We start from the raw sequence: 25743 nt of genomic DNA, 5'->3' as shown, positions 1-25743 counted from the left end.
CATGACTATTGCACTGAATCGTCCCCGCGAATGGGGCGACCTATTGTTTACGCTGGATGATTGGCTGAAGCGCGATCGCTTCGTGTTTATCGGCTGGTCGGGGCTATTGCTGTTTCCCTGCTCTTATTTAGCACTGGGGGGATGGTTCACAGGCACCACGTTTGTCAGTTCCTGGTATACCCATGGGCTAGCCACCTCTTACCTAGAAGGCTGCAACTTTCTAACGGCGGCAGTTTCCACACCCGCCAACAGTTTTGGGCATTCCCTCTTACTCCTCTGGGGACCGGAAGCTCAAGGAGATATAACTCGCTGGTTTCAGTTGGGCGGCTTATGGAACTTTGTGGCGCTCCATGGAGCCTTCGCGCTAATTGGCTTTTGTTTGCGCCAGATTGAAATCGCTCGACTGGTGGGCATTCGTCCTTATAATGCGATCGCCTTTTCCGCCCCAATCGCCGTCTTTGTCTCAGTATTTTTGATGTATCCCCTAGGTCAATCTAGCTGGTTTTTTGCTCCCAGTTTTGGCGTAGCTGCCGTCTTCCGCTTCCTGCTATTTTTCCAAGGCTTTCATAATTACACCCTCAATCCCTTTCACATGATGGGCGTGGCTGGGGTGCTGGGCGGAGCGCTGCTGTGTGCGATTCATGGTGCCACGGTTGAAAACACCTTATTTGAGGAAACCCGTGGATTCAACACCTTTCGCGGATTCACCCCAACCCAGGCAGAAGAAACCTATTCCATGGTGACTGCCAACCGCTTCTGGTCACAGATCTTTGGCGTAGCATTTTCTAATAAACGCTGGCTCCACTTCTTTATGCTGTTTGTTCCGGTTACAGGGCTGTGGATGAGCGCGATCGGCATGATTGGAACAGCATTCAACCTGCGGGCTTACGACTTTGTATCCCAGGAAATCCGCGCGGCTGAAGATCCCGAATTTGAGACCTTTTACACCAAAAATATCTTGCTGAATGAAGGGCTACGCGCCTGGATGGCTCCGACAGATCAACCCCACGAACACTTTGTATTCCCTGAGGAGGTTCTGCCCCGTGGAAACGCCCTTTGATCGGTCTGTGACGATTGTTTCAACCCCTGGTCGCGGCATTACGACGCGACGCGACGGACGGGATGAAGCCTCTACTGGCTACGCTTGGTGGGCAGGGAATGCCCGGTTTATGAATCTTTCGGGTCGGCTATTGGGGGCACACGTTGCCCATGCCGGACTGATTGCCTTTTGGTCAGGTGCCATGCTGTTGTTTGAAGTGGCGCACTATGTCCCCGAAAAGCCGATGTATGAGCAGGGCTTAATCCTCATGCCTCACATTGCCACCTTGGGGATTGGCGTGGGGGTCGGCGGTGCAGTGGTAGATATTTTCCCCTTCTTTGCGATCGCGGTCTTCCATCTAATTGCCTCTGCCGTGCTGGGATTTGGCGGCATCTTCCATTCTTTGCAGGGACCCGATCGCCTCGCAGGCTTCTTCGACTTCGACTGGTCTGATAAAGATAAAATCACCACTATCTTGGGATTCAATCTAGTTTCCCTCGGTATAGCGGCGCTGCTGTTTGTTGGCAAAGCGATGTTTTGGGGCGGACTGTACGACACGTGGGCACCGGGCGGCGGCGCGGTTCGATTGGTTTCTCATCCCACCTTGAATCCCCTGACGATCTTTGGCTACCTGGTGCGATCGCCCTACGGACAGCAAGGCTGGATTATTGGAGTCAACAACCTAGAAGATATTGTGGGTGGTCATATCTATATGGGCATCATTATCTTTTTGGGTGGTATCTGGCATATTTTCACGACTCCCTTCAAGTGGACTCATAAAGTCTTTACTTGGTCTGGCGAAGCTTATTTAGCGCAAAGTTTGGGCAATATTTGTGGTCAAGCAATCATTGCAACTGCCTTTATTTGGTTTAACAATACTGCCTATCCCAGTGAGTTTTATGGACCCACTGCCGCCGAAGCGTCCCAAGCCCAAGCATTCACGTTTGTAGTGCGTGACCAGAAGTTGGGAGCAGATGTGGCATCGGCTCAAGGTCCTACAGGGTTAGGGAAATATTTGATGCGATCGCCGACTGGAGAAATCATTTTTGGCGGTGAAACCATGCGATTCTGGGACTTTAAGGGTCCCTGGCTCGAACCCCTGCGGGGACCAAATGGACTGGATTTAGACAAACTCCGCAACGATATTCAACCCTGGCAAACGCGCCGTGCGGCTGAATATATGACCCATGCGCCGCTAGGTTCCCTCAACTCAGTGGGCGGACTTGCCACCGAACCCAATTCCTTTAACTTTCTTTCGCCCCGCAGTTGGTTGGCAACGGTGCATTTCATCTTTGCCTTCTTGTTTTTAGTCGGGCATCTCTGGCACGCTGGACGCGCTAGAGCCTCAGCAGCCGGTTTTATTCGCGGCATCGATCGCAACAACGAACCCGTCCTTAATATGCCTGATCTAGATTGATAGTGTGTCAAACAATCAGTGATTGGTAAAGGAGTTGAGCAGTAGAAGGAGTGAAGAAGTCGAAGCACCTACTTCTATATCCCTACCCCTTTACCTTGCTACTCCTTTACCTCTCATATTATTGGTAGACCACTAATATGCTGCATCCACCCTATCTGGCTATTGTTTATCCGCTTCACGCCTATTTAATTCTCCTTTGCTTTTTTGTCGCCTGGATTGTGCTGCTCTTGCTCCTTACAAAGGGGTGGGCACTCAGCAGTGACACCCTCATCTATGCCAAACGGATGCACCAAATTCCCTGTTCTACCTGTCGGTTTTTTACAAAAAACTATCAGCTTAAATGCACAATTCATCCCATTGAAGCATTAACGGAAGAAGCGATTAATTGTTCAGACTACGAATCAAAACTTACTCTCTCTAGCCTCGATAAACCAACACTAGAAAACTCAAAAATAGAACAGGTCATCAGTAAAATTTAAACTCAATTTAAATTTATTGATCACTCAAACTACATTTAGGAAAAGGAGCATTACTCAATGGGACTCCCTTGGTATCGCGTTCATACCGTTGTCATTAATGATCCCGGACGATTGCTGGCAGTGCATTTGATGCACAATGCCCTCTGCTCTGGTTTTGCTGGCTCCATGCTGTTATTTGAACTGGCATTATTTGATCCGAGTGATCCGATGCTGAATCCGATGTGGCGGCAGGGCTGTTTTCTCATGCCCTTCGTCGCTCGGCTCGGCGTGACGACCTCTTGGCAAGGTTGGAGTATTACGGGCGAAACCGTTTCTGATCCGGGCTTTTGGACGTTTGAAACCGTTGCGATCGCTCACATCATTTTCTCTGGGTTAGAATTCCTAGCTGCCGTTTGGCACTGGAACTACTGGAATCTTGCTACCTTTTACGATGCCAAGAACGATCAGCCGGTTCTCGATTTACCCAAGATCTTTGGCATTCACCTGGTCTTGGCAGGGCTAGTCTGCTTTGGGTTTGGAGCCTTTCACCTAACAGGAGTATTTGGTCCGGGGATGTGGGTATCTGACCCGTTTGGTCTAACCGGGCACATGCAACCCGTTGCCCCAGAATGGGGAGCCGCCGGATTCAACCCCCACAATCCGGGCGGAGTCGTTGCTCACCATATCGCCGCTGGACTGGTTGGCATTATCGGCGGACTATTTCACCTCAATGTGCGCCCCTCTGAGTATCTCTACAAAGGGCTGCGGATGGGGAACCTGGAAACCGTCCTAGCGAGTGCCCTAGCAGCATTTTTCTTTGCGGGTTTTGTGGCAACCGGAACCATGTGGTATGGCACGGCTACCACGCCGATTGAACTCTGGGGACCCACCCGCTTCCAATGGGATAATAACTACTTTCACAACGAAATCGATCGCCGCGTTCAAACCAGTCTTGCTTCCGGGGCAACTCCTTCAGAAGCCTGGTCAAGCATTCCCGATAAACTCGCCTTTTATGACTATGTGGGCAACAGTCCGGCAAAGGGTGGATTGTTCAGAGTGGGACGAATGATCGATGGTGATGGTGTTGCCCAAGGCTGGTTAGGACATCCCATATTTAAAGATCAAGAAGGGCGAGAACTCACCGTGCAGCGAATGCCCAACTTCTTTGAAAATTTCCCGGTGGTCTTAACCGACAAGGATGGAGTTGTCCGAGCCGATATTCCCTTCCGCCGATCAGAAGCCAAATATAGCGTCGAACAAACCGGTGTCACCGTCAGCTTCTACGGCGGCAAACTGGATGGACAAACCTTCACGGAACCCTCACAAGTCAAAAAGCTTGCTCGCCAAGCCCAACTGGGTCAGCCCTTTGAATTTGACCAAGCCATTGTCAATTCAGACGGAGTCTTCCGTACCAGCAATCGAGGATTCTTCTCCTTTTTCCATGCTTGTTTTGCGCTGGTGTGGTTTTTTGGACACCTCTGGCACGGCACTCGTACTCTTTTCCGCGATGTGTTTGCAGGGATTGACCCAGATCTGGATGAAGATCAAGTGGAGTGGGGCGTTTTCCAAAAGGTGGGAGACAGAACCTCCCGCAAACGCCCTGTATTTCAGCCCGTTGAAGTCATGAAACCCGCTACACCAGTTAGTCAGCCGGATAGTCCCATCCCTGCTTTACAGCAAAGCCTCGAAGCGTAATTTCATTGAATTTGGTGAGGCAGGTTTTGTGTTTGCCTCACTAACGCGATCAATTTGGAGAACTGTATGCAACAACCTAGTAAATATCCATCTAAAAGGGTTGCCCCAACTCAATATCTACTGAGGCAACTCAACTCTGAAGCAGGCAAAGTCACACGAGGATGGGGAACTACTCTTTTAATGGCGGTGATCATTCTGCTATTTTTCGTATTCTTGCTGATCATTCTGCAAGTTTACAATGCTTCCATTTTGCTGGAAGGCATCGATATCGACTGGTCAGTGTTGAGTAACTATTCGCCGCCTATGGAACCTCATGCTTATGGCGAGGGAGAGTTTGCGGCAACGGGCTTCCGCGTGTTTTTGGGGCTATTGGCGTTTGGCGTAGTCTGTGTTGGGTTTATCTTATATGGCGCAACGACCTATCCCAAAGATCAAGAATAGTTGGAATGACATCAGATTTGGAAAAAGCTTTGACCTAACAGGATCACTACAATGAAAAAAGTTTGTGTACTGATATTAGCGATCGCGCTGTTCTTGAGTCCAATGTCGCCTGCCTTGGCTGATAGTACGGCATTGGTTCCTTGTAAAGAATCGAAAGCATTTTTGGAACGAAAAAATAATGCGCCGGATGGCTACTACTTTGATCAGCCCTATAAAGCTTATTCAGAATATCTTTTGTGTGGTGAAGATGGGTTGCCTCATCTAGCTCTACGGGGCGATCGCGCCGTGGATGCCGCCATTCCCTTTGCCTTATTTTTCTATGTTGCGGGGTTCATTGGCTGGAGTGGTCGCGCTTACCTGATAGCTTCCAAGAACTCTAACGACCCTGAGCAGAAGGAAATTTTTATTGATATTCCGCTGGCAATTCAGTCTTTGTTCAAAGGCTTACTCTGGCCATTGATGTTTATTCAAGAGCTTGCCACAGGGCGATTGACGACGAAAGAAAGCGAACTTTATGTGTCCCCTCGTTAAGTAATAGGGCACCCCCAATAGGTGCCCCTACCTAACAAGGAGGTTAGACCTGCGATTGTCGATTGAGTCGATTGAATAGTTAGAAAACTTTGGAGATGACCCATGACTTACTTTTTCAAGTATTTGACCAGTGCCCCTATTGTTGCCCTTTTAACCCTGGTTTTGATTTCAGTTGTGCTCATTGAGCTAAATTACTTTTTTCCAGGATTGCAGTATGGCACCTACTTCAAAGCAGCCCTTTAGAGCGGTGTTGATTGGCTAAATCGCCTGACTTGTCCTCGATTGCACCAATCGTTGAAGGTGGCGACTTTCAAGCTCTAAAACCCGTCGGGCAAAATCAGAGTCTTTGTTGAGTAGATCATCAAAGGCATCGACTGAAATGGCTAGAATCCGAGTCTGGTCGTCTGCAACAATCCGGTTTTCCGAATTGCTGTGCGCCAAGACCTCTAGCTCATCTAATATTTGCCCAGGATGAAGCCGTTCAACTTGCAGCTCATCCACACGCTGATAGTAAACGTTGGCAGACCCTTCAATCAACAGCAACAATTCCCGACAGGTATCGCCTGCTTCGGTAATAGCCTCATTCGCGGCATACGTTTTCACCTCTGCGCGATCCGCTAAAGCAATCAAGGTTTCAGACTTGACTCGATGAAAGAAATCGCTGTTGAACAGATAGGCAACTTTTTCTAGCATTGGAAATGCTGCTAAGGACGGATAGGGCGCGGGTAAGGATAAAAGTAGGGCGGCGGTTTCTTGCAGGAGTGGGGAGTTTGCCTTACTCCCGCGATCGCGTGCAAACATCTTGCCGCGCTCTGGATCAAGTTGGGCAATGATGTAGAGGCTAGCGGTTTGAATCAGCGGATTTTGATCCTCTAGCAGCATTTCTAAATAAGGCAGAATTTCTTCCGACGATAACTCCAGCGAACATTCAGTCGGCTGTTCTCCGGGTTGAGTCAGATAGGATAAAACAGTTGGATGGAGGCGATCTCTGAGCGAATTGGGATCGCCAACCTGCCCAACTTCCAATAATTCCACTAGAATCAACGACGAAAGATTCCCTAAAGACTGGGCTGTTTTGATCGCGATCGCGTCGTCTTGCAGCGTGATTAATTTCTCTAGCAGCGATCGCACAATCAGTTCTTTTTTGTGATAAATGCTTGCTTGCAACAAGCTTAACACTGGCTGATAGGGTCGCAATATGGGTTGACTAAAAGCACGATGAGCCGTAATCAGACTGGGTAACTGCGCTAATAAAAACTCAATTCGTCGTGCCGTTCCCACTTCGGGAGACAATCCACTTAAAATCCATTCTTCCTCCGCCGAGGTAATGGAATATTGCTGGCGCAGCGATCGTATTTGACTTGGATTTTGCTCAACGAGATGGTTGAATGCGCCGTTGCTAGAGTGTTGATCTTGCAACACCATTAACCGCTCTAAAGACTTTTGATATCCACTCAGCCGTACCTGATTTTCTAAACTTCGTTGGCGACTTGGATCGAGTAATTCTGGATCTTCAACGCCCAATTCTTCCAATACTTCTCGGTGTTCATCGTCGGGAATGCCTAACTCCTGACGCATTTGCTGCAACACTTCCAAGCTGCTGGAATAATTGACATAGCCTTCTTCTAACGCTTCTCGCACTACTCCTTTGTAGACTTCGTGTCGTTTCTCACGAGTAAAACCGGGAAGCACTTTTGCCAACACATAGACTTCGTTGGCATGGAGATCATTTAAAGAACGACCGTCTAAAAACTGAGGAATATCTAGCTGTAATGCCTCTAACTGTTTGCGGAATCGACTTGCTAAATTCTCACGGGAATACAGATCGGGATTGCGTCGCCAGGTTTGTTGCAGCCAGAGGGTACTTAGAAACACAATGCCAACATCAAAGCCAAACTGCACCCACAGAGGCGTTAATCGCAGGAGCGGACGACCAGCAAAGAAGAAGAAAAAGTTGAAAATTCCAAAGGTGCAAATGGCAAAAATTCGATGCCGGATGATGTCGGAAGTCAGCCTAGAATGTTGCCGACGAGCATGGGCTTTTGCCCGTTTTTCAATGAATTGCCCAGCGACATAGGCGATCGCGGTACATCCGCCCAACACCAACGGGACGGCAAATAGTTTAGGAATGTTGATGACTTGCCCAAACAGATACAGTCCTGGATTCATTAAGGCTGCCAGTTGATTCGGGTCGCGATTCCAAACCCCGGAAAAGTAATAATTCCAGTTGCCCGCATATAAATAGTAATAAACAAAATAGCCAATCACTAAGCCCACATACCCATAGCGAATCAGTGACTCTTCGGGTCGGTTTAATTCATTCCAGTAGGTTCTCTCCGAGTCAATATCAAAACAAGGGCTTTGACAGGCGACACAGGCGCTTTTTTCGGTGCCATCCGACTCGACGGTGCGGCACATGGATTGCGTAATCCGTTGATCGCTCATGTGTGCTTTGCTGCCCAATAATCCTCGCGGCTCACTAAAAATGGTTTGAACGGGTGCCATGGGACAGAAATATTGACACCAAGACTTACCGCCATAAAAATAGCCCACGGCGATCGCAGCGGTGATCGTGAACACCAACCAACTTCCTAGCACCCAGCGATCGGCATTGAAAAATAAAATTCGTCCACATAAGCCGACAAACAGATAGCCAAACTGCACATAGGAATAATTTCTACCCAGCCACGAATCAGATTTGACTTTTGCCAACTCGTAGCGAACTTTTCCAGTTTTTTGATTTTCTCGTTTGAATTGTCGTTGCCAACCCAGAGCGCGAGGAATTTGGGAGAGAAACGATAACGGGCAAATTCGTCGCCAAAGTTCATGCCCAAACACCAGCAAAATCAAGATACCTGAAGGAACGATCGCACCCCAAAACAGGGTAGCGCCCAATGGCTGCGGTGTTTCCGCTACACAGTTTCCCTGAACCTGCACACACTCGCCCGTGAGCCGAAAGGGACTCCAGGGATGATCAGGCTCAGTCAGGGCTGCTGTCCAAGGATCGTAGAACAGAGAGGTGATCACCAGCAGCCAGCCGATCGTTAATATCCAGCGAACCCAGTGCATCCGTCGCTCAGGCAGTTGTGCAAACATAAATCAAATTTTCTTCTGGATACCGATTTTCATTATCTTAAGGGGTTTAACCCAAAATTTCGTATTTCAATCCTGTTTTCTGATGCAATGATTATGATTTCTAATGAAATACCACGCTGAGCTTAGTAGCCTGCTGAAGAGAGTCTAAAGTAATTTTTGGAATAAGGTAATGTCGTTGTTAGATCCGAATGTTTATGATTGCATTGTGATTGGTGCTGGGCTTTCTGGGCTAATTGCTGCCCGTGATTTACATCGCTCAGGTCGAAGTGTTTTGCTGGTTGAGGCACGCGATCGCCTTGGGGGGCGGATGTACGGTGAACGACTCGCATCCGGGCAGTGGATTGATTGGGGCGGGCAGTGGATCGGATTAACCCATCATCGCTTTCGGGCACTGCTTGACGAATATGCGGTACGGCGGTTTGCCTCCCCGGCTCAGGGGCGAACGGTGTTGATGTTTAATGGCGATCGCTACGAGTTCAACGGTTTTTTCCAAGGCTTCTATGAAGGGGAGAAACCCGGTGTGTCTGAAGCAGAATGGCGGGATGTCACTGAAGCGTGGGATCGGTTTCAAGCCCTTTCTAGCACCATGCCTGTGGGGCATCCAGCAACCAGTGAGCAAAACCAACGATTAGATAGTGATACCTTTGCTCGGTGGATTGAGGACAATACCCAGACTGAATTCGGGCGTTGGTACTTTGCTTATATGGCACGTGTCGTTGGCTTCCTGGGACCAGCGGAGCCAAATCAAGTCTCGCTGCTCCATGTCCTTTGGGGTCAGAACTGCGCGCCTCAATCTGAACATCCAGAGGCAGAATTGATCCACGGTGGAGCGGGTCAAATTCCAGAAAAGATTGCGGCTGAGTTGGGCGATCGCGTTCGGCTAAACGAACCCGTCCTATGTATCCACCAGCATGAGACAGGGGTTGAAGTAGAAACCGCCCAAAACCGCTTTGCTGCCCAATTTGCGATCGTCGCAATGCCGCCCCATCTTTCCGGTAAAATTCGCTATGATCCGCCCCTGCCACCGTTGCGGCAACAACTGACTCAGCGAATGCCCATGGGCTGCTGCGCGAAGCTGATGATTTCCTACGACACCCCATTCTGGAGAAAGCAGGGGTTAGCTGGCGTTGGAATTGGCAATACTCCCTGGATTGAACTGTGCGCCGATAGTTCTGATCCAGAGAGTGGCAAAGGGGTAATCGCCACCTTTGTTGTAGGCGATCGCTACAAGCGGTGGAGCCTTCTCAGTAAGTGCGATCGCCGTTCAGCAATCCTTTCTGACCTAGCCACCTATTTTGGCGAAGCGGCGCTATCTCCGCTTACCTATGACGAGATCGACTGGACAGCCGAACCCTGGACGGGCGGTGCCTACTCTGCCTTTATGCCCCCCGGTGTGTGGACAGGGTACGGCGACGCGATCGCTGCTCCCGTTGGGCGAATTCACTGGGCAGGCACAGAAATCGCCCAACGCTGGCCCGGTTTTTTTGAGGGGGCAGTGTTGACCGGTGAAGCAGCGGCTCAGGCAATTTTGGGGAACCTCCAATCGTCTAAGCACTTTGCTGATTAGTTTAGAGGGATTAGCTAGATGTATTGGCGATCGCCTTGCCGAGTATCGTCGCTTAACACTGTTCTGCATAGGAAATCAGTTTTTTATGATTCAATATATTCGGTCTACGATTCTGCCCTCAAAGCCAGCGCAACTGTTGATTCAAAGCGGATCAAAGTGGAGTGGAGATCATTGCTCTGAAATTGCCGCTGCGCTTGCGTACTACGCTCTATTCTCACTGTTTCCGCTGTTATTAGTCCTCTTAAGCATTATCGGATTCTTGGTTGAACCGAGTACAGAATTTTATCAATCTATCTTGGTGGCGATCGAGCGGTATTTGCCTCCAGAGGTGCATGATCTCGTTGAAGGAACTCTGACTACTCTCAGCGACAGCAGCACAGGAGCCGGAATCATTGGATTTGGCTTACTCTTAGCGACTGCTAGTGTTTTCTTTACCAATCTCAGAAATGCCGTCAATCTCATTTGGCGATCGCCCAGGCGAACCAGCGAAACTGGCTCAATTGGGCAGCGATTACTGTTTGCGATCGCCAACCAAATCTTTTCGTTTCTATTGGTGTTAGGCAATGCCCTATTACTGTTGGCTTCACTGTTCTCCAACATTTTCATCCACTCCATCCTGCAATTGATTGCCGCCCTTCGAGGCATCCCCTTCATTCGGGCTGACGAACTCTACCTGACCCAACAGCTTCAGTTCGGCTCATCTTTTTTGATCTTGGCGGTGGCTGGCTGTATTCTGTTTAAGGTTTTGCCATTGGCTTATGTGGGTTGGGGGGATGTCTGGTTAAGCGCACTGCTAATAGCGCTAGTGCTGACAGTATTACAATACTTGGTTAGTAATAGCGTGATTGCGATCGGCAGCCGTTTCCTCTCCTATGGCGTGATTGGGAGCGTCATGATTTTGATGACGTGGATTTATTTAGCGTGCCAAATCTTTCTCTTCGGCTGCGTCTTATCCTACGTGTATGCCCATCTTTTTGGCACTCGTCGGGGTAAAGCAATCGAAAAGCTCGACTAAACCCAGGCATACAACCCTCTTATCCCTAGAACCGTTCGGCGGAGCGCTCCCGTCGAAGCCTGATACCCGACCCCTGACACCTACTATAAATATCTCATCATGCGTTGGTCGATGCTTCTGTTTGCTCTTCTATTTGCTCCATAGGCGGCATCCGCGCGATTTTGAAACCAGTGATGCCGTAAATCAGCGACAGAATTGGGCTGGCAATATTGAAGATGGCATAGGGCAGATACAAGAAGGTCGAGATGCCCAGTGTTGCAGACATAAACGCACCGCAGGAGTTCCATGGCACTAGGGCTGATGTTACGGTTCCAGCATCGGCAGCGACCCGTGACAGGTTTTGGGGCTGCAATCCACGCTTCTGAAACTCAAGGCGAAACATCCGGGCAGGTAACACCAGCGCAATATATTGATCTCCGGCAACGATGTTCAACCCGATCGCGGTTCCCACGATCGTTGCAAACAAAAGCCCCGTCGTTTTCGCCCGTAACAGCAACGGATTGATCAGCTTGCCAAGCATCCCAAACTCTTCCATTAGGGTGCCAAAAGTGACCGCACCGAGGATAATCCACATCGTCAGCAACATGCTATCCATGCCGCCTCGTGAAAGCAGACGATCGATATCGCCAATGCCAGAGTTTTCTTGATAACCCGTTGCCATTGCCGCCCAAACGCCTTTGATAAAAACCAGCGGAGTCGCAAGCGTCGGATCGTTGACAAAGCGGACAACCGCTTGGGGCTGCAAAATCACAGCCATCACGCCCCCCACCAGTGCCGCACTCATAATGGCTAAGGATGCCGGCACTTTGCGGATGGATAGGAAGACGAGAAACGCCATGGGGATTAATGCTAGGGGCGTAATCCAAAAAAGCTGATCCAGCTTGTCGAGATCGGTCGCTGTTTCGACATTATCAATGATCTCCACTTGCAAGCCCAGAATCGTAAAGACAACCAGAGCAATGATAAACGCTGGAGTCGATGTCCAAAGCTGGGCGCGGATGTGGGTGTAAATATCTGCCCCTGCCAATTGGGCGCTCAAGAGCGTTGTTTCAGAAAGGGGAGAGGTCTTATCGCCGAAATAAGCGCCTGAAATCACCGCACCCGCAGTGATGATGGGGGAAACACCCGCCAATGACGCAATGCCAACCAGCCCGACTCCAATGGTTCCAACCGTTGTCCAAGAACTACCAATGCCTACGGAAACCACGGCACAGATCAGAGCGGATGCGGGATAAAACCAGTTTGGTTGCAGCAGTTGGATACCGTAATGCACCAAGGTTGGAATCGTGCCAGCCATGTTCCAGGTACCAATCAGCGCTCCCACGGCAAGTAAAATAAAAATTGCGCTGACAATCGATGCAATCCCCCTGCCACCCGATGCCGCGATCGCACTCCAGGGGTGCCCATTCTTGAGAATGATCAAAGCAGCAACCATCGTACTGAGGATCAACCCAACTTGCGTTGGACCAGCGATCGCATTCAGACCAAACAAATAAACAGAGCCAGCGATGAGAAAAATGAGCACGATAAGCGGAATGATCGCATCTAAATAAGACGGTTCTCTAATAGGGCGCGAAAGCAGTGGCTGACTGGACATGGAGGCATCCTCATTTCATAGTTTGATTGAATGGAGGCTCGCGGATTATCCTAATACTACGCCGGAATGATAATCTTGCTTTAACCTACACCATAAAAATAGGAAACTTATATTAACGCGATGTTAAATGTGATTTCATATCTATGATTGAGTGGATACTAAGGCGATCTACAAACGATTCTTACCGGAGCAGCTCCATTGTTCATCGCAAATGTTTGTAGCCAATGTGTCAAATCGCAAATAGTTTTTAAAGTGCCATGGTGTCTACTATATTAATCACCGGGGCAACTGGAACCGTGGGAGAAGGGGTAGTACAGCAATTACAGCGCCAGCAAATTAGCTGTCGAGTTGCAGTACGCCAACCCGATCGCGCTCCAGCCTTGTTTGGCAATCGCGTTGAAGCGGTCAAGTTTGATTTCCTCGATCCTGCGACCTTTTCATCCGCATTTGCTAACATTACTCACCTGTTTTTGGTGCGCCCTCCTGCCTTGAGCAAAATAGAACAAATTGCCCCAGCATTGACCGCCGCAAAAGCAGCAGGGGTTCAGCAGGTTGTATTTTTGTCGCTGATGGGAGTGGAGCGTAATCGAGTAGTGCCCCATGCGGCGATCGAGCGCTGTATTCAGGAACTAGAGTTCCCGTTTACTTTTCTGCGGGCGGGCTTTTTCATGCAAAATCTCAGCACCACTCATCGCGATGATATCCGACTACACGACGACCTATTTATTCCGGCTGGAAACGGCAAAACGAGCTTCATCGATGCGCGAGATATTGCGGCGGTTGCGGTTCTGGCACTAACGCAACCCGGTCATACCTCCAAAGCCTATTCGCTAACGGGCAGTGAAGCGCCGGACTATTTTGAAGTGGCTAAGATTTTCACCGAAGTCCTTGATCGCCCGATTCACTACAGTCGTCCTGGCTTACTCAAATTCATTTGGACGATGCGAAACCGGGGATTGCCTTTGGATTTTGTGCTGGTAATGGCAGGAATATACACCACCACTCGCCTCGGTTGGGCAGAAACTATCACACCCGATGTCGAGCAATTATTGGGGCGATCGCCGATTTCTCTACGACAGTTTGTTGAGGATTATCAATCCGTTTGGCAATCGGGTTAACTGATCGGCTTCACTAAAACTCTGGAGGTTTTCGGATATTTTTTTAATTTCATCCCAGTGGAGGATGGCAGGTCGCATGGATGGATGAGGTAAGTGGATGATGGCGATCGCAAATTTGCTTTGTATAATCAGAAATAAGCATGGCGTAGAGGTCAAACTGTTGAAAGCAAGGAATGACAATTGTTCTAGTCATTTCGACTTAAAGGGTTGATCTTAAAGAACTGCGAAAGTATTCACCTGGAAATGGCTGGTAGTTGCCCTGGTATCGTGTGAGTTTTTGGACTCCATGACACCTGTTTTGGCATGTCGTATTTCCCCTTTAAGGAGTTTCAATGGCTTACAAAGCTGAAAGTTTTATTCATGACCTCGATAAAGTTGCCAAAGCGCGTCAGGAGTTTTCGGGATATTTGAGCGCGATCGCAGACACCTTAACCCAAGCTGAACAGGCTGGGGAAATCGCCTCCGGCAAGTTAGGTCTAGAAAGTACCGTAGATGATTTGGAGTTGGTTAGCCGTAATTTGGGCGAGGGCGTGTTTCGCCTACTGGTGTTGGGCGACATGAAACGAGGCAAAAGCACCTTTCTGAATGCGCTGATCGGAGAAAACGTCTTGCCTACGGATGTTAACCCCTGTACTGCGGTGCTGACGGTGCTTGGCTATGGGCAGGACAAGCGCGTCACAGTTCATTTTAAAGAGGGTCAAGAGCCAGAACCGCTAGATTTTGACACCTTTAAACAGCGCTATACGATTCCACCCGAAGAAGCAAAGAAACTGCAAGAGGAAGGAACTTCTGCCTTTCCCAATGTGGCGTATGCCGAGGTTCAATATCCACTGACCTTGCTAGAAAAGGGTGTGCAGATTATCGACAGCCCAGGATTGAACGACACCGAGCAACGCAACCAGTTGACCTTGGGCTACATCAACAACTGTCATGCAATTCTGTTTGTCCTCAGCGCCACGCAGCCGTTTACCTTGGGCGAACAGCGCTATCTGGAAAACTACATCAAAGACCGAGGCTTGTCTGTGTTCTTCCTGATCAATCATTGGGATGAAATTCAAAATCGACTGATTGATCCGGAAGATACAACAGCTTTGCATGAGGCAGAAGATCGGGTGCGGCAGGTGTTTAGAACCAACCTAACCCCCTATTGCCAAGTGGAAGGCGAAGATCGCTATGACGATCGCGTTTTTGAAATCTCTTCTCTAAATGCCCTACGTCAACGATTGAGGAACGGTTCCCTAGAAGGGACAGGTTTCTCAGAATTCATCAAAGCATTGAATCATTTTTTGACGAAAGAGCGGGCAGTGTCTGAACTACGTCAGGCTAAATTGATCGCTCGTCAAGCTTACCGGACGGTGCATGAAGCGTGCGATCGCCGGATTCCTCTATTGAGTGAAAACATTCAAGAACTGCGCCAAAAGATTCGCTCGGTTCAACCCGAATTTGATCAACTCGTGACGATTCGCGATCAGTTCAAGGATGAAATTCGGATTGTGGGAGAACGGCAGGCAAGCGCCAGTTCCAACTCATTTCGTTCCTATTTGCCAGGGTTGGCATCGACCTTTGAAGCTGATTTTGTTCGCTATCAGCCAGAGCTAAAGTTCTTTGATTTTCTGCAAAAGGGCAAGCGTCAGGAGTTTGAAGCATCCCTGCGAGTCGCATTTGAGAAATATCTACTCGACAAAATCGCGGCTTGGAGCCTGACTGCCCAAAAAGATATGGATGTCGCCTTTCTCGGTTTAGCCAAGAGCGCCACCCAGTATGGGGAAACCTATACTCAAGTCACCGATCGCATGACCGAAAAACTGACGGGGCAGAAGGTGATGCCCAATGCTAACCTGAGTGCGGAAGATAAATCTCCTCGCTGGGCAAAATGGGCGGTGGGTCTGTATGCGCTGACTACGGGCGATGTGGGCACGATCGCTATGGCGGGGACGGGCGTATTTAACTGGAAGCAGATTCTGCTGAACTTTGGTGGCGCAGTGCTGGCTACCTCCCTGGTTTACACCGTCACAGGGATTTTCTTAGGTCCTATTGGTATGGCATTGGCGGGTCTGGGGTTGGGCAGCTATTCGGCTGAAATGGCGCGTCGGAAAGTGGTGCTAACCATGCGGGAAGAACTGATCAAGTTACTGCCTCAAATTGCTCAGGAGCAGTCTTTCCAGGTCTATCAAGCGGTTAAGGAGTGCTTCGACACTTATCAACAAGAAGTGGTCAAGCGGATGAATGAAGATATTCAATCTCGCAAGACGGAACTGGATGAGCTGCTTCAGCAAAAGGAAGACTATGAAATCAACCAACAGTCTGAGGAGCGTCGCCTTAACTTGTTGGACAACGATGTTCTGACCCAACTACATGATGTCGAGGATGCTTATGATCAACTGATCGGGCAATCTGTTGCACAACCTGTACTCATGGTCAGCGCGGCGTAATCAATTTGTCTCTTGCGTAAGTAAGGGCGTGGCATTCGGCATTCAGTCTTTGATGAAGATATCAACCTGTTGCCTGAATGCCGCGCCCCTACGGATGTCTGCAAATCAACAAGAAATTTGCAGGTTGCTCTTTTTTGCAAGATGTCTAAGTGTTATGCCCACCGTTGACCGAGAGAACCGTGCCAGTGACAAAACTACTGGCGATCGGGGATAGCAAAAACGCCACTGCCCAAGCCACTTCTTCCGGCTTACCGAAGCGGCGGAAGGGAATTTCGGCAATGATTTTTTCCTTGACTTTATCGGGAATTGCCCCCGTCATCTCAGTTTCAATAAACCCCGGTGCCACTGCATTGGCGCGGACTCCATACCGTGCTCCTTCTAGTGCGAGAGATTTAGTCAAGCCGATCGCCCCGGCTTTCGATGCAGCATAGTTGGTTTGTCCGATGTTGCCCCGCTCACCCGAAATCGAACTGACACAGACGATCGCACCTGATTTCCGTTCATACATCCCAGGAATCACGGGTTTCAGCGTGTTGTAGATGCCTTTCAAATTTGTGTCGATCACTGCATCCCAATCCTCGATCGCGAGTTTTGGAAAAAAGTTATCGCGGGTAATTCCAGCATTTGCGACCACGCCATAAATCGCTCCTAGCTTCTGTTCCACCATGTCTACGGCTGTTGCCATTGCCATTGGATCAGTGACATCGGCTTGAATCGCCAGCGTCTCATCATGAACCGTGAGATCGCTGCGATAGGTATAGGCGACTTGAGTGCCCAATTCTTTTAATAGATTGACGATCGCGGCTCCAATTCCTCGATTGCCGCCCGTCACGAACACGACCTTGTTTTCCAATCCCAAAAGGTTCATAGAGTAATAGATGTATGTAACAAAATCAATGCCTGTTTGACTACAGCCGCTCGATCGCGATCGCCGTCCCGCCTCCCGTGCCGTGACACACTGATGCCAATCCCATGTGCCCATCCCGTTCCTGCAACGCATTCAGCAGAGTGACTATAATTCGCGCTCCAGATGCCCCAATTGGATGCCCCAAGGCGATCGCCCCACCATAGACATTGAGCTTTTCGTAAGGAATACCGAGAAGGCGGTTAAACAAAACACTGCTGAGCGCAAACGCCTCATTGTTCTCGACCAAGTCAAAATCAGTGATTTGCATGTTCAACTTATCTAGCAGCTTTTTCACAGCATAGATCGGCACTTCTGGATAACGCCAAGTTTCTCCACCTGCCCAAGTTCCTTTGATAATCCGAGCCAGTGGCTTCAAGCCATGTTCCGCCACGGCTTTAGGACTTGCCAACACTAGAGCAGCGGCTCCATCAGATATCTGACTGCTATTGCCAGCGGTGAATATTCCATCGGGTTTGAATGCAGGCTTGAGTGCAGCCAACCTCTCGATTGTTGTATCAAACCGAATGCCTTCATCCTTCTCGATCAGTTGTATGCCCTTCTTGCCCTTGATCTCAATCGGCACAATTTCCTTATTCAAGAAGCCTTGCTGCGTGGCATCGCTTGCCCGCTCTTGAGAATAGAGGGCGACCTCATCTAAGTCACTGCGGGTTACGCCATAGGCTTCTGCCAAGCGCTCTGCTTGATCCCCCATCTTTTCAGCAGTCGTAGGATCGGAAAGCCCGTCTGTCACCAACAGATCCAGGATTTGCTCAGATGAATTCATCAGTAATTTGCAACCCCACCTCATCCGATGAGATAACAGCATTCCGGCTTGAGACATCGACTCCATGCCGCCAGCCATTACGATATCGACTTCCCCCGCCGCGATCGCCGTTGCCCCATTGATCACGCTCATCATCCCAGATGAACACACCATATCCACAGCATAGCCATTGGCGGTTTCTGGAATCCCTGCCTTGAGTGCCGCTTGACGGGGTAGCAGTTGTCCATGACCTGCCCGTAAGACATTGCCAAAAATGTACTGATCGATCAATTCTCCAGAAATTCCGGCTCGTTCTAAGGCGGCACCCATGGCGATCGCGCCTAGATCTACAGGAGAAATATCGGCAAGGACTCCTCCAAAACGACCGAGGGGTGTGCGGACTGTTGAGACGATGTAGACTTCCTGCATACACTCACTCCTCGTGATACGTGATGTTTGTACAAGTTAATGATGCAAATTGGATAGAACGACTGGCTACGAGTTCAACCTTGCTTCTAAAAACGCCTTTGCCTGTTTTTGCCCATCCTCAATCAACTCATTCACCGTATCCGGGCTGCGATCGAGTTTGCTCTCATAGCTGAGGTTATTCTGTAAGTGAGGAGACATTTCGATGAAGGGGATATAATAAGGTTTATCGGGTTTATCAACAAAGGATCTCGGAATTTTGATCGGCTCGTGAACCCCTATTTCCTGAAGAAACTCCTCTTTATAAGCGCCTCTCAAAAGCAGATCGTTGAGCCTCTCAATACTTTGGAGACTTTGGAATAAAGAGACATTTCCTTCCAATTCATTGCGGCGATCCAAGATATCATCCGGTGCCACTGGAATACCATCTCTGCCAGTCGGATTCAGCTTAATCACCCAGATTTCTTGGGGGATATTTGCAGCAGTCACGTACTCAGCATCGATCAATTCAGTGATGGGTGGATTATCTGAAAATATCCCATCCCAATAGGCATCGTCTCCAATTTCAACTGCTGGAAAAACATTGGGGATCGCACAGGATGCCAGGATATGCTCAACCTTAATCGGTTCACGAGCGGAGTCAAACATCCACAGTTTGCCGGTGAGAATGTTAACCGCACCCATAATCAGCACAGGAGACTCTGGTTGCGCTCCCCAAGAAGCGGTTTCTTGGAAATCAATATGAGTTTCTAGCAACTCCTGAAAATCAGTAAATCGACTCCGCAAACCCTTGGTTGCAAAAGACATCCATTGCTTCAGCTTTGGGGATGCAGGGCTGGTATTGAACTGAGGCAAGATGCCTTTGCTGGTATATTCCAGGGTTTTAATGGTGAAATCATTAAACAAACGCTCTTGGGTGGTCTGGGCGGTATTGTCCTGCCAAAATTCAAGCAATCGTCGCACTGGATTCTCGCCTTTTTTCATGGCATACCAGACTAGAGCCGCACCAAGGGCACCTCCCGAAGTTCCGCTTAGGCTAACAATCTCATACTGATCTTGAATGTTGTTTTCAAACAGAGCTTGAAGTGCCCCAGCGGTGAAAGCAGCATGACTACCGCCTCCCTGACAGGCGATCGCAATCTTAGTTTTCATGAAAATTCCTTGGCAGAATCAGTGCTGAATATACGTGAATCCGAGTTAATTCAAAAGCATTAAAAATTGCATTTTATTTTCATTGCTGAATCCGATCTGACAGAATATGCAGCAATGATGATTGGGAGAAAATTATAAAGTTGTCCCAACAACCTACACGTCAATCTAAATCATAAAGATAGGAAACTTATATGAAGTCTAAACAAGTTTTAAACAAATTGTCTATTTTTACTGCGGATAAAGTTCAGTGTGCCTGTTAGTTGGGTCTTAATGGTATTCTGCGTTACCAAAAAGTAGATCGAATAATATAAAAATTGTTAGTCCAAGTGGTAAAAAAGAATTTCTAATGTGATTCGCGATACATTAAAGGTCTATCATGACAGACTTTCAATTCTTTTAATTCATAAGTCTAAGCGTCAATTCTCCATACTTTAATTCAACTTCTAAAAAGCCTCTTGCTTATTTCTTTCCATCTTTGAATCAATTGCCTTATTGTTAACCTTGATGCATTTTCTCCTTGACTGCTCCAGTATGATTTACGACTTTTCTATAAACATTTAGTGTGACTATAGTAATACTGAATACTGATTGGCTTAGGAACTAAAGACCTGCCATCAAGACTCTAGCCAAATATCTTTGACTAAAGTACGCTCAAAAATTTTCAGCAGAGGATCAAAAAATGGCAAGTGATTGGCAGAATTTTTTTCCGAAATTTGCACCTAGCGAGGATTGGCAAAAATCCTTGAATCAAACGGTCAATCAGATATGGGGTAAAACGTTAGAGGCAGCGATCGAGCCGCTGAGTAAGGTAGCAATTAGCACGAGCAAACCCTGGATTGCGCTCAACAATCACTACTGGGACTTGATGTATGAAAAAACTTTGGGTCATTTGACGCAGATTCCCCTGTTAGGTCCCAGTCGTGAGTTTAATTACACGTTGATCCAGGCATTTGATGCCTGGGCAAAACTCTACCCAACTAACACTGACTATCAGTTGGTGATGGTTGAGATCCAAATGAAATCTTTTGCAGAACTGATCCGCGAGTTGAATGTGCTGGCGGTAAAGGGCGAGAAAGTTGAAGACTGGCAGCAGTTTCAACAATTGTGGAGTCAGATTGCCGATAAAGTGTTTGAGCAGGCATTTTGCTCGGAAGACAACCTCAAGGTGAGAGGCAGGCTTTTGAATGCTACCAATCACTACAAACTTCGTCAGCAAGAACTGATGGAACTATGGATGAAAAGCCTCAATCTGCCGACTCGCAGCGAAGTCGATGAGGTTCACAAAAGTATCTATGATCTGCGAAAAGAGATGAAGGGCTTGAAAAAAACCTTAGCCAACGGTGCCCAAGCGCAAGCAGTCCTGCCAGCGACCGAAGACGCTTCAACGCATGAAGAGCGTCGGACAACTGCATTCAACACTGATCAAAAGGAAATAGAAAGCTATGCTGCCGTTTCTAAGGATGCCGATGCGGTTTGAGGATGCCATTGAAAAGTATACTGCGATCGCTCAAAAAGCGGTTAAAGGGATGAAAAATTTGAGCAGGCTGCGGGAGAAAGACATTGAAATTGGGGTGACCCCGAAAGAAGTGGTCTATCGCGAGGATAAAATCGTTCTATACCGCTTTCAGCCCATGGTGGAGCAGCCACTAAATATTCCTGTCCTGATTGTCTATGCTTTGATCAATCGTCCCTTCATGGTTGATCTTCAGGCAGAGCGATCGCTGGTGGCGAATTTACTCAAGTTAGGGTTAGATGTTTATCTGATTGATTGGGGCTATCCAACCCGTGCAGACCGTTGGCTGACCCTTGATGATTATATCAATGGCTATATCAATAACTGTGTGGATTTCATCTGCACTAAGCACGGTTTAGATAAAATCAACCTGCTAGGAATTTGTCAGGGTGGAACATCGAGCCTTTGCTACAGCGCCATTTATCCAGGCAAGGTGAAGAACCTGATTGTGATGGTTACCCCGGTCGATTTTCAACTGCCAAACGCGCTTTTGAATATGCAGGGAGGCTGCACGTTAGGAGCAGAAGCTGTAGATATTGATCAGATGGTGGATGCTTCGGGCAATATCCCTGGCGATTATCTCAACATTGAGTTTTTGATGCTGAAACCCTGGCAGTTAGGGATTCAAAAATATCTAGATTTTCCAGAAATCATGGATAGCGAAGACAAGCTACTGAACTTTCTACGGATGGAAAAGTGGATCTTTGATAGCCCCGATCAAGCAGGGGAGACCTATCGACAGTTTCTTAAAGATTTCTATCAGGGAAATAAGCTGATCAAAGGGGAAGTGATGATTGGAGACAAGCCAGTCATCTTAGGGAATATCTCTATGCCTGTCCTGAATCTGTATGCCGAAAAGGATCACTTAGTTACGCCTGCCTCTACTTTAGCGTTGGAGAAATATGTCGGGACGGAGGACTATACGGTGCGATCATTTCCAGTCGGGCATGTCGGTATGTATGTGAGCAGCAAGATCCAAAAAAGTTTGCCACCCGCGATCGCTGACTGGCTAAAGGCAAGGGTGGCATAGGTTATGAAAAATCACAAAGCAGTGAAACAGATAGTTATTTCTTCAACTAGCTGCCTTTATGATTTTGGCTTCATCTTCTCTGTCGTTTTGAAATAGTCATCCCAAAATTGTTTCTGGGTGTCTATTAGTAAGCGGGCTGTTACCTGTTGGGCTTTCAGGGTAGAGTCGATCAGTTTTCGTTGAAAATTGAGAGTTTTCTCAAACGTTTCTGTAGGGCTGGGCTGCTCTATCTTTTTGGGGAGGCTGTCAGTCCAAGTGTCAGTCAACTCTTTCTGCGACTCTTTTAACTCTTTTTGAGCCTCCTTCCAGAGGTCTGTAAACTTCTTCTGCGATTCATTCAGTTGTGCTTGAGACTCTGTAAAAAACTCGGTAGTAGTAGTCATTGAACTCTGACCTCTAGTATTCTGTATGTTCTTGAAGTGAATCTACTTGAGCCAATCGCCGTAATCTCCCACATCTTACAAAACGTTTCATCTAAAAACAAGGCTCCAAATAGCGAATCTCAAACTGATATCGATAAGCTATTAATAAACTGATATCCAGAAAGAGATATCAATAGTCGTCTCCAAGCTCATGGTGACTGCCAGCGACCTGCTTTGAGTCTGTGCTGTCGTACAAGATCTGCATTACCCGTGAACCCGGTTCGCTGAGGGCATCTCGCGCGATTGTCGCCACTTCACCCGCTACGGTTGTCCTATACTCAGCCACGATATCGCCAAACGAGTTTCGTTGGAGCGCCACCTTTTGACCCGATGTTACTTTGTCTTTCAGGTCAACCAACAACTCGATATACCCACCCGCTGATGAACGAATGGTTTCAAAGGTATCACCAAAAAAGGTTCCCGCTTCTTTAGATGTGCGAGCGATCGCCCCATCAATCACTTGATAGTGCTTAAACACATTCATGCTACCTTCAACAGTCATCGCAATCTTTCGGGCATCGAAACTGCGTGGTCCTCCGATCTCGATCGTCATCACTGGAATATCTGCTTTGACAAACGCCATTTCCAGCGTACCGTCCTCACCAGGATCATCTTTGATTTGCTCGATCGGAAACAACTCGGCAATCTGCCGAATCTCTGGTTTGCGGAGGTCGGCAAAGATAAACATAGTGAAATCGCCACCTGTTGCGCCTGTGTGATAGTCGAGTGCCACATCGATATTGTGCTTAAACAATCGATTCCAAAGGATACCCGCATGACGAGTTGGGGCATTGATGCCCATTTCGTCACCAGGCCAGACGCGATTTAAGTCAACCAAGCTGCCGCCACTTTGAGCCGTGGGCCACATGCGCTGGGTGTACTCCTTTGCGGGGCGGGAGAGATCGTAAACCGCGATCGCAGTCCCCGACATCTGCGTTGGATCGAGATTTGCCATGATTCGCTGCACGGCGTTCACTGGACTCAATTCATCACCATGCACACCAGCGGTTAATGAAATGCGCTTACCCTCGCGATCGCCCTTTGCGACCACAATCGGCACATACCAATGCTGCCCACTGCCCATCTGCACACCCTGGAAGAAAAAGCGGTGCTTTTTGCCCGGTTCAAGATCATCAATATTGAGATAGCTAATGACCGACGTACCCTGAATCGTGTCGCCCGTATAGACCGTAGCGGATTCAGCCGAAATTGATTGGTTCACGAGATGTCTCCTCAAAACAAAAGTACATTCGGATTGAAGCCCTCTCCCGCTCTGAGAGAAGACTTTAGGGCTTCGACGTGAGACGTTCGACGAGCGCTCAGTCGAGTCGCGCTCAGTCGAACGGTGAAGGGCTATGCGTTAGAGACAACCCGCCACTGCCACCGTATATCTAGCACCCACTGATTGAAGTCCGCCAATATTGGTGTTCACCTGAAAGGGTTGTAGATCGGTTCGAGGAGAAGTATTAACTACCACAACTTTGTTCGCAGCAAATCGCCGACCCCGCTCTCTGTAAAACTGATCAATCGATTCATCCGGATATTTCAATGTCATATTGACACTGTACTCTGCATCACTATGAGGCATGAAAACGACCCGATAGGTTTTGAAAGCTTGACCGCTCGGAACAAACCAATCCGTGTTCCAATTATTTCGTACCCCAATACTAGCAGGGCTAGTTCATCAGTGGTAGAAAAATGATAATGGGTGATGCTCTTTCACCCCTAGCTAGCCATGAGCCTGATTGATGCTCTCAAACAAGTACGAGACTATCGAACCCAACCCCAGTATCCATTGTGGGTGATTTTGTTGCTGGTACTGATGGCAACGATGAGCGGGTGTGTGGGGTATCGAGCGATCGCGTGCTTTGTGGAGCGCCATCAAACCCAATTGTTAGGGGTACTCGAAGTGCCCTATGAGCGGTTACCCTGCTACTCGACGATTCGCCGCGCTTTGGTGCGAGTGGACTTTGAGGCGTTAACCGAGGTTTTCAATCAATGGGCACAGGAAACGGTTGAGCTGGAAGAGCAAGCCGCTTGTGCCGTTGACGGCAAGAGCATCCGAGTCAGTCTGAGAGATTACGACCAGGCGTATCAAGATTTTGTCAGTGTGGTGTCGGTGGTCAGCACTCGACTGGGACTGGTCGTTGGGGTGCAATCCATGCACAACAAAACGAGTAGTGAAATTGTAACGGTACAAACCTTGTTGGAGCACCTTCAGTTGCAAGGGGTGTGTTTTAGTTTTGATGCCCTGCACGCCAAAAAAAAAACAGTTCAGCAAATTATAGCCAGTCAGAACCACTACTTAATTGCCATCAAAGGGAATCAACCCAAATTATTAGCCCAAATCCAGCAGCAGTTTGAACACTCGTCTCCCCTCAGTTGTCACGTGGACTCAGAGCGGACGCGCAATCGCTCAACCCAACGCCGTGTGTGTGTATTGGAGCCAAGTGCCACCATTGACCCAAGTTGGGTCGCTCTTAAACGAGTGATTCGGGTCGAACGCACCGGACTAAGAGCAGGCATACCCGTTTCACAGACGGTGTTTTATATCAGTTCGCTGGCAACCGATGCCGCCGAGTTTGCCCGTCGTATCCGGCAGCATTGGCACATTGAGAATCGCCTCCACTGGTGTAAAGATGTGGTCTTTCAAGAAGATACGACTCCACTGTGTGAGGGTCACGCTTTGATTAATATGGCAATTGTGCGAACCTTTGCCCTTAATCTCTTCCGGCAGCATGGGTTTGACTCTTTGACTCAGGCGATTCGACAGGTTGCTCATGATATCCCTCGCCTATTTTCCTTCTGCCAATGAATCAGCCCTGCCCAATACTAGGGAGTGGACCGGGTATCGGCACTCTCATTCCCGGTACAGAGGCAGTTTTTGTGACGGCACTTCCATCACCACCCACGAGCGGTAGGGGTCTACAGTTGGCTGGCAAGGATGGTAAGGGTGCATCTTTCTCTTCAGCTTGAATCGGCGTTTTGGTCTGTGTTGCGGCGGGTTGAGCTTGAACTAAGACATTCAAACTTATGAGTGAGGTGAGAAGTCCCACGATGGAGAAACGAGTAGACATATAGTTCAACCTTTATATATTTCAACAGTGCTTTCTGCCATCATCCT

The 25743-nt window shown here is 48.4% G+C and carries 24 protein-coding genes; 14 read left to right on the top strand and 10 right to left on the bottom strand.

Features of this window, described 5'->3' with window-relative positions; all coding sequences use genetic code 11:
• The first annotated feature begins 1 nt into the window (after position 1).
• The 7 genes from psbD to AC1S5B_RS08045 all read left to right on the top strand — a co-directional run bounded on the left by psbD (position 2) and on the right by AC1S5B_RS08045 (position 5824).
• Positions 2 to 1060 (top strand): photosystem II D2 protein (photosystem q(a) protein), encoded by a 1059-nt coding sequence (psbD, locus tag AC1S5B_RS08075; protein WP_482035162.1) that lies wholly within the window; start codon positions 2 to 4, stop codon positions 1058 to 1060.
• Positions 1044 to 2456: a photosystem II reaction center protein CP43 gene (gene psbC / locus AC1S5B_RS08070; protein WP_482035161.1), complete on the top strand. Its 1413-nt coding sequence runs from the start codon at positions 1044 to 1046 to the stop codon at positions 2454 to 2456. Before psbD ends, psbC begins: the two co-directional genes overlap by 17 nt.
• A 137-nt stretch (positions 2457 to 2593) precedes the next feature.
• On the top strand, positions 2594 to 2935 hold the full coding sequence (locus AC1S5B_RS08065; protein WP_482035160.1) for a hypothetical protein: 342 nt from the start codon (positions 2594 to 2596) through the stop codon (positions 2933 to 2935).
• 57 nt (positions 2936 to 2992) lie between these two features.
• Positions 2993 to 4609: a photosystem II chlorophyll-binding protein CP47 gene (psbB, locus tag AC1S5B_RS08060; RefSeq protein WP_482035159.1), complete on the top strand. Its 1617-nt coding sequence runs from the start codon at positions 2993 to 2995 to the stop codon at positions 4607 to 4609.
• Between the two features lie 66 nt (positions 4610 to 4675).
• Positions 4676 to 5050 (top strand): photosystem II reaction center phosphoprotein PsbH, encoded by a 375-nt coding sequence (gene psbH, locus AC1S5B_RS08055; RefSeq protein ID WP_482035158.1) that lies wholly within the window; start codon positions 4676 to 4678, stop codon positions 5048 to 5050.
• Between the two features lie 51 nt (positions 5051 to 5101).
• Complete coding sequence (locus AC1S5B_RS08050; protein WP_482035157.1) at positions 5102 to 5581, top strand: Photosystem I reaction center subunit III; 480 nt, start codon at positions 5102 to 5104, stop codon at positions 5579 to 5581.
• Positions 5582 to 5683: 102 nt separating this feature from the next.
• A complete protein-coding gene (locus AC1S5B_RS08045; RefSeq protein ID WP_482035156.1) occupies positions 5684 to 5824 on the top strand; it encodes a photosystem I reaction center subunit IX in 141 nt (46 codons plus the stop codon).
• A 15-nt stretch (positions 5825 to 5839) separates the two neighbouring features.
• On the opposite strand, the gene AC1S5B_RS08040 is transcribed toward AC1S5B_RS08045, so the two are convergent.
• Positions 5840 to 8677 carry a cyclic nucleotide-binding domain-containing protein gene (locus tag AC1S5B_RS08040; protein WP_482035155.1) on the bottom strand — a complete coding sequence of 946 codons (2838 nt, stop codon included), beginning with the start codon at positions 8675 to 8677 and terminating at the stop codon, positions 5840 to 5842.
• Positions 8678 to 8846: 169 nt separating this feature from the next.
• Between AC1S5B_RS08040 and AC1S5B_RS08035 the strand changes: the two genes are divergently transcribed.
• Together AC1S5B_RS08035 and AC1S5B_RS08030 are read left to right on the top strand one after the other, a co-directional pair.
• Positions 8847 to 10244, top strand: a complete 1398-nt coding sequence (locus AC1S5B_RS08035; RefSeq protein WP_482035154.1) for a flavin monoamine oxidase family protein — start codon at positions 8847 to 8849, stop codon at positions 10242 to 10244.
• The gene (locus AC1S5B_RS08030) at positions 10234 to 11259 is read left to right on the top strand and encodes a YihY/virulence factor BrkB family protein (RefSeq protein ID WP_482035153.1); all 1026 of its coding nucleotides are present in this window, start codon (positions 10234 to 10236) and stop codon (positions 11257 to 11259) included. The genes AC1S5B_RS08035 and AC1S5B_RS08030 overlap by 11 nt, the downstream gene beginning before the upstream one ends.
• Before the next feature lie 97 nt (positions 11260 to 11356).
• On the opposite strand, the gene nhaC is transcribed toward AC1S5B_RS08030, so the two are convergent.
• A complete protein-coding gene (nhaC, locus tag AC1S5B_RS08025) occupies positions 11357 to 12856 on the bottom strand; it encodes a Na+/H+ antiporter NhaC (protein WP_482035152.1) in 1500 nt (499 codons plus the stop codon).
• Between the two features lie 257 nt (positions 12857 to 13113).
• Here nhaC and AC1S5B_RS08020 point away from each other — a divergent pair, with 257 nt between their 5' ends.
• Positions 13114 to 13974, top strand: a complete 861-nt coding sequence (locus AC1S5B_RS08020; RefSeq protein ID WP_482035151.1) for an SDR family oxidoreductase — start codon at positions 13114 to 13116, stop codon at positions 13972 to 13974.
• A gap of 49 nt (positions 13975 to 14023) precedes the next feature.
• Here AC1S5B_RS08020 and AC1S5B_RS08015 read toward each other — a convergent pair whose 3' ends face one another.
• The gene (locus AC1S5B_RS08015; protein ID WP_482035150.1) at positions 14024 to 14167 is read right to left on the bottom strand and encodes a hypothetical protein; all 144 of its coding nucleotides are present in this window, start codon (positions 14165 to 14167) and stop codon (positions 14024 to 14026) included.
• A 139-nt stretch (positions 14168 to 14306) separates the two neighbouring features.
• Between AC1S5B_RS08015 and AC1S5B_RS08010 the strand changes: the two genes are divergently transcribed.
• Entirely contained in the window at positions 14307 to 16406 is a 2100-nt protein-coding gene (locus AC1S5B_RS08010) for a dynamin family protein (protein ID WP_482035149.1), read from the top strand.
• Between the two features lie 145 nt (positions 16407 to 16551).
• Here the strand turns inward: AC1S5B_RS08010 and AC1S5B_RS08005 are convergent, their stop codons facing one another.
• The 3 genes from AC1S5B_RS08005 to AC1S5B_RS07995 form a co-directional block, all read right to left on the bottom strand.
• A complete protein-coding gene (locus tag AC1S5B_RS08005; RefSeq protein WP_482035148.1) occupies positions 16552 to 17388 on the bottom strand; it encodes a beta-ketoacyl-ACP reductase in 837 nt (278 codons plus the stop codon).
• The gene (locus AC1S5B_RS08000; RefSeq protein ID WP_482035147.1) at positions 17315 to 18505 is read right to left on the bottom strand and encodes a thiolase family protein; all 1191 of its coding nucleotides are present in this window, start codon (positions 18503 to 18505) and stop codon (positions 17315 to 17317) included. Before AC1S5B_RS08000 ends, AC1S5B_RS08005 begins: the two co-directional genes overlap by 74 nt.
• Positions 18506 to 18571: 66 nt before the next feature.
• Complete coding sequence (locus AC1S5B_RS07995; protein ID WP_482035146.1) at positions 18572 to 19654, bottom strand: patatin-like phospholipase family protein; 1083 nt, start codon at positions 19652 to 19654, stop codon at positions 18572 to 18574.
• Positions 19655 to 20333: 679 nt separating this feature from the next.
• Here AC1S5B_RS07995 and phaE point away from each other — a divergent pair.
• Positions 20334 to 21131, top strand: coding sequence for a class III poly(R)-hydroxyalkanoic acid synthase subunit PhaE (gene phaE / locus AC1S5B_RS07990; RefSeq protein ID WP_482035145.1), 798 nt, complete (start codon positions 20334 to 20336; stop codon positions 21129 to 21131).
• Positions 21097 to 22197 (top strand): class III poly(R)-hydroxyalkanoic acid synthase subunit PhaC, encoded by a 1101-nt coding sequence (gene phaC / locus AC1S5B_RS07985; protein WP_482035144.1) that lies wholly within the window; start codon positions 21097 to 21099, stop codon positions 22195 to 22197. Before phaE ends, phaC begins: the two co-directional genes overlap by 35 nt.
• A 56-nt stretch (positions 22198 to 22253) precedes the next feature.
• On the opposite strand, the gene AC1S5B_RS07980 is transcribed toward phaC, so the two are convergent.
• The 3 genes from AC1S5B_RS07980 to AC1S5B_RS07970 form a co-directional block, all read right to left on the bottom strand.
• Positions 22254 to 22580: a thylakoid-associated protein gene (locus AC1S5B_RS07980; protein WP_482035143.1), complete on the bottom strand. Its 327-nt coding sequence runs from the start codon at positions 22578 to 22580 to the stop codon at positions 22254 to 22256.
• 169 nt (positions 22581 to 22749) lie between these two features.
• Positions 22750 to 23841, bottom strand: coding sequence for a M14 family metallopeptidase (locus AC1S5B_RS07975; protein ID WP_482035142.1), 1092 nt, complete (start codon positions 23839 to 23841; stop codon positions 22750 to 22752).
• Between the two features lie 138 nt (positions 23842 to 23979).
• Entirely contained in the window at positions 23980 to 24207 is a 228-nt protein-coding gene (locus AC1S5B_RS07970; protein WP_482035141.1) for a hypothetical protein, read from the bottom strand.
• Between the two features lie 147 nt (positions 24208 to 24354).
• On the opposite strand from AC1S5B_RS07970, the gene AC1S5B_RS07965 reads away from it, so the two are divergent.
• Complete coding sequence (locus tag AC1S5B_RS07965; protein WP_482033858.1) at positions 24355 to 25434, top strand: ISAs1 family transposase; 1080 nt, start codon at positions 24355 to 24357, stop codon at positions 25432 to 25434.
• 1 nt (position 25435) lies between these two features.
• Here the strand turns inward: AC1S5B_RS07965 and AC1S5B_RS07960 are convergent, their stop codons facing one another.
• Positions 25436 to 25696, bottom strand: coding sequence for a hypothetical protein (locus tag AC1S5B_RS07960; RefSeq protein ID WP_482035140.1), 261 nt, complete (start codon positions 25694 to 25696; stop codon positions 25436 to 25438).
• Positions 25697 to 25743 lie beyond the last annotated feature (47 nt).

The sequence above is a fragment of the Leptolyngbya sp. CALU 1928 genome, assembly GCF_056784215.1.
Note: the sequence above shows the minus strand (reverse complement) of the source record. Positions and strands in the feature narration are given on the sequence as shown.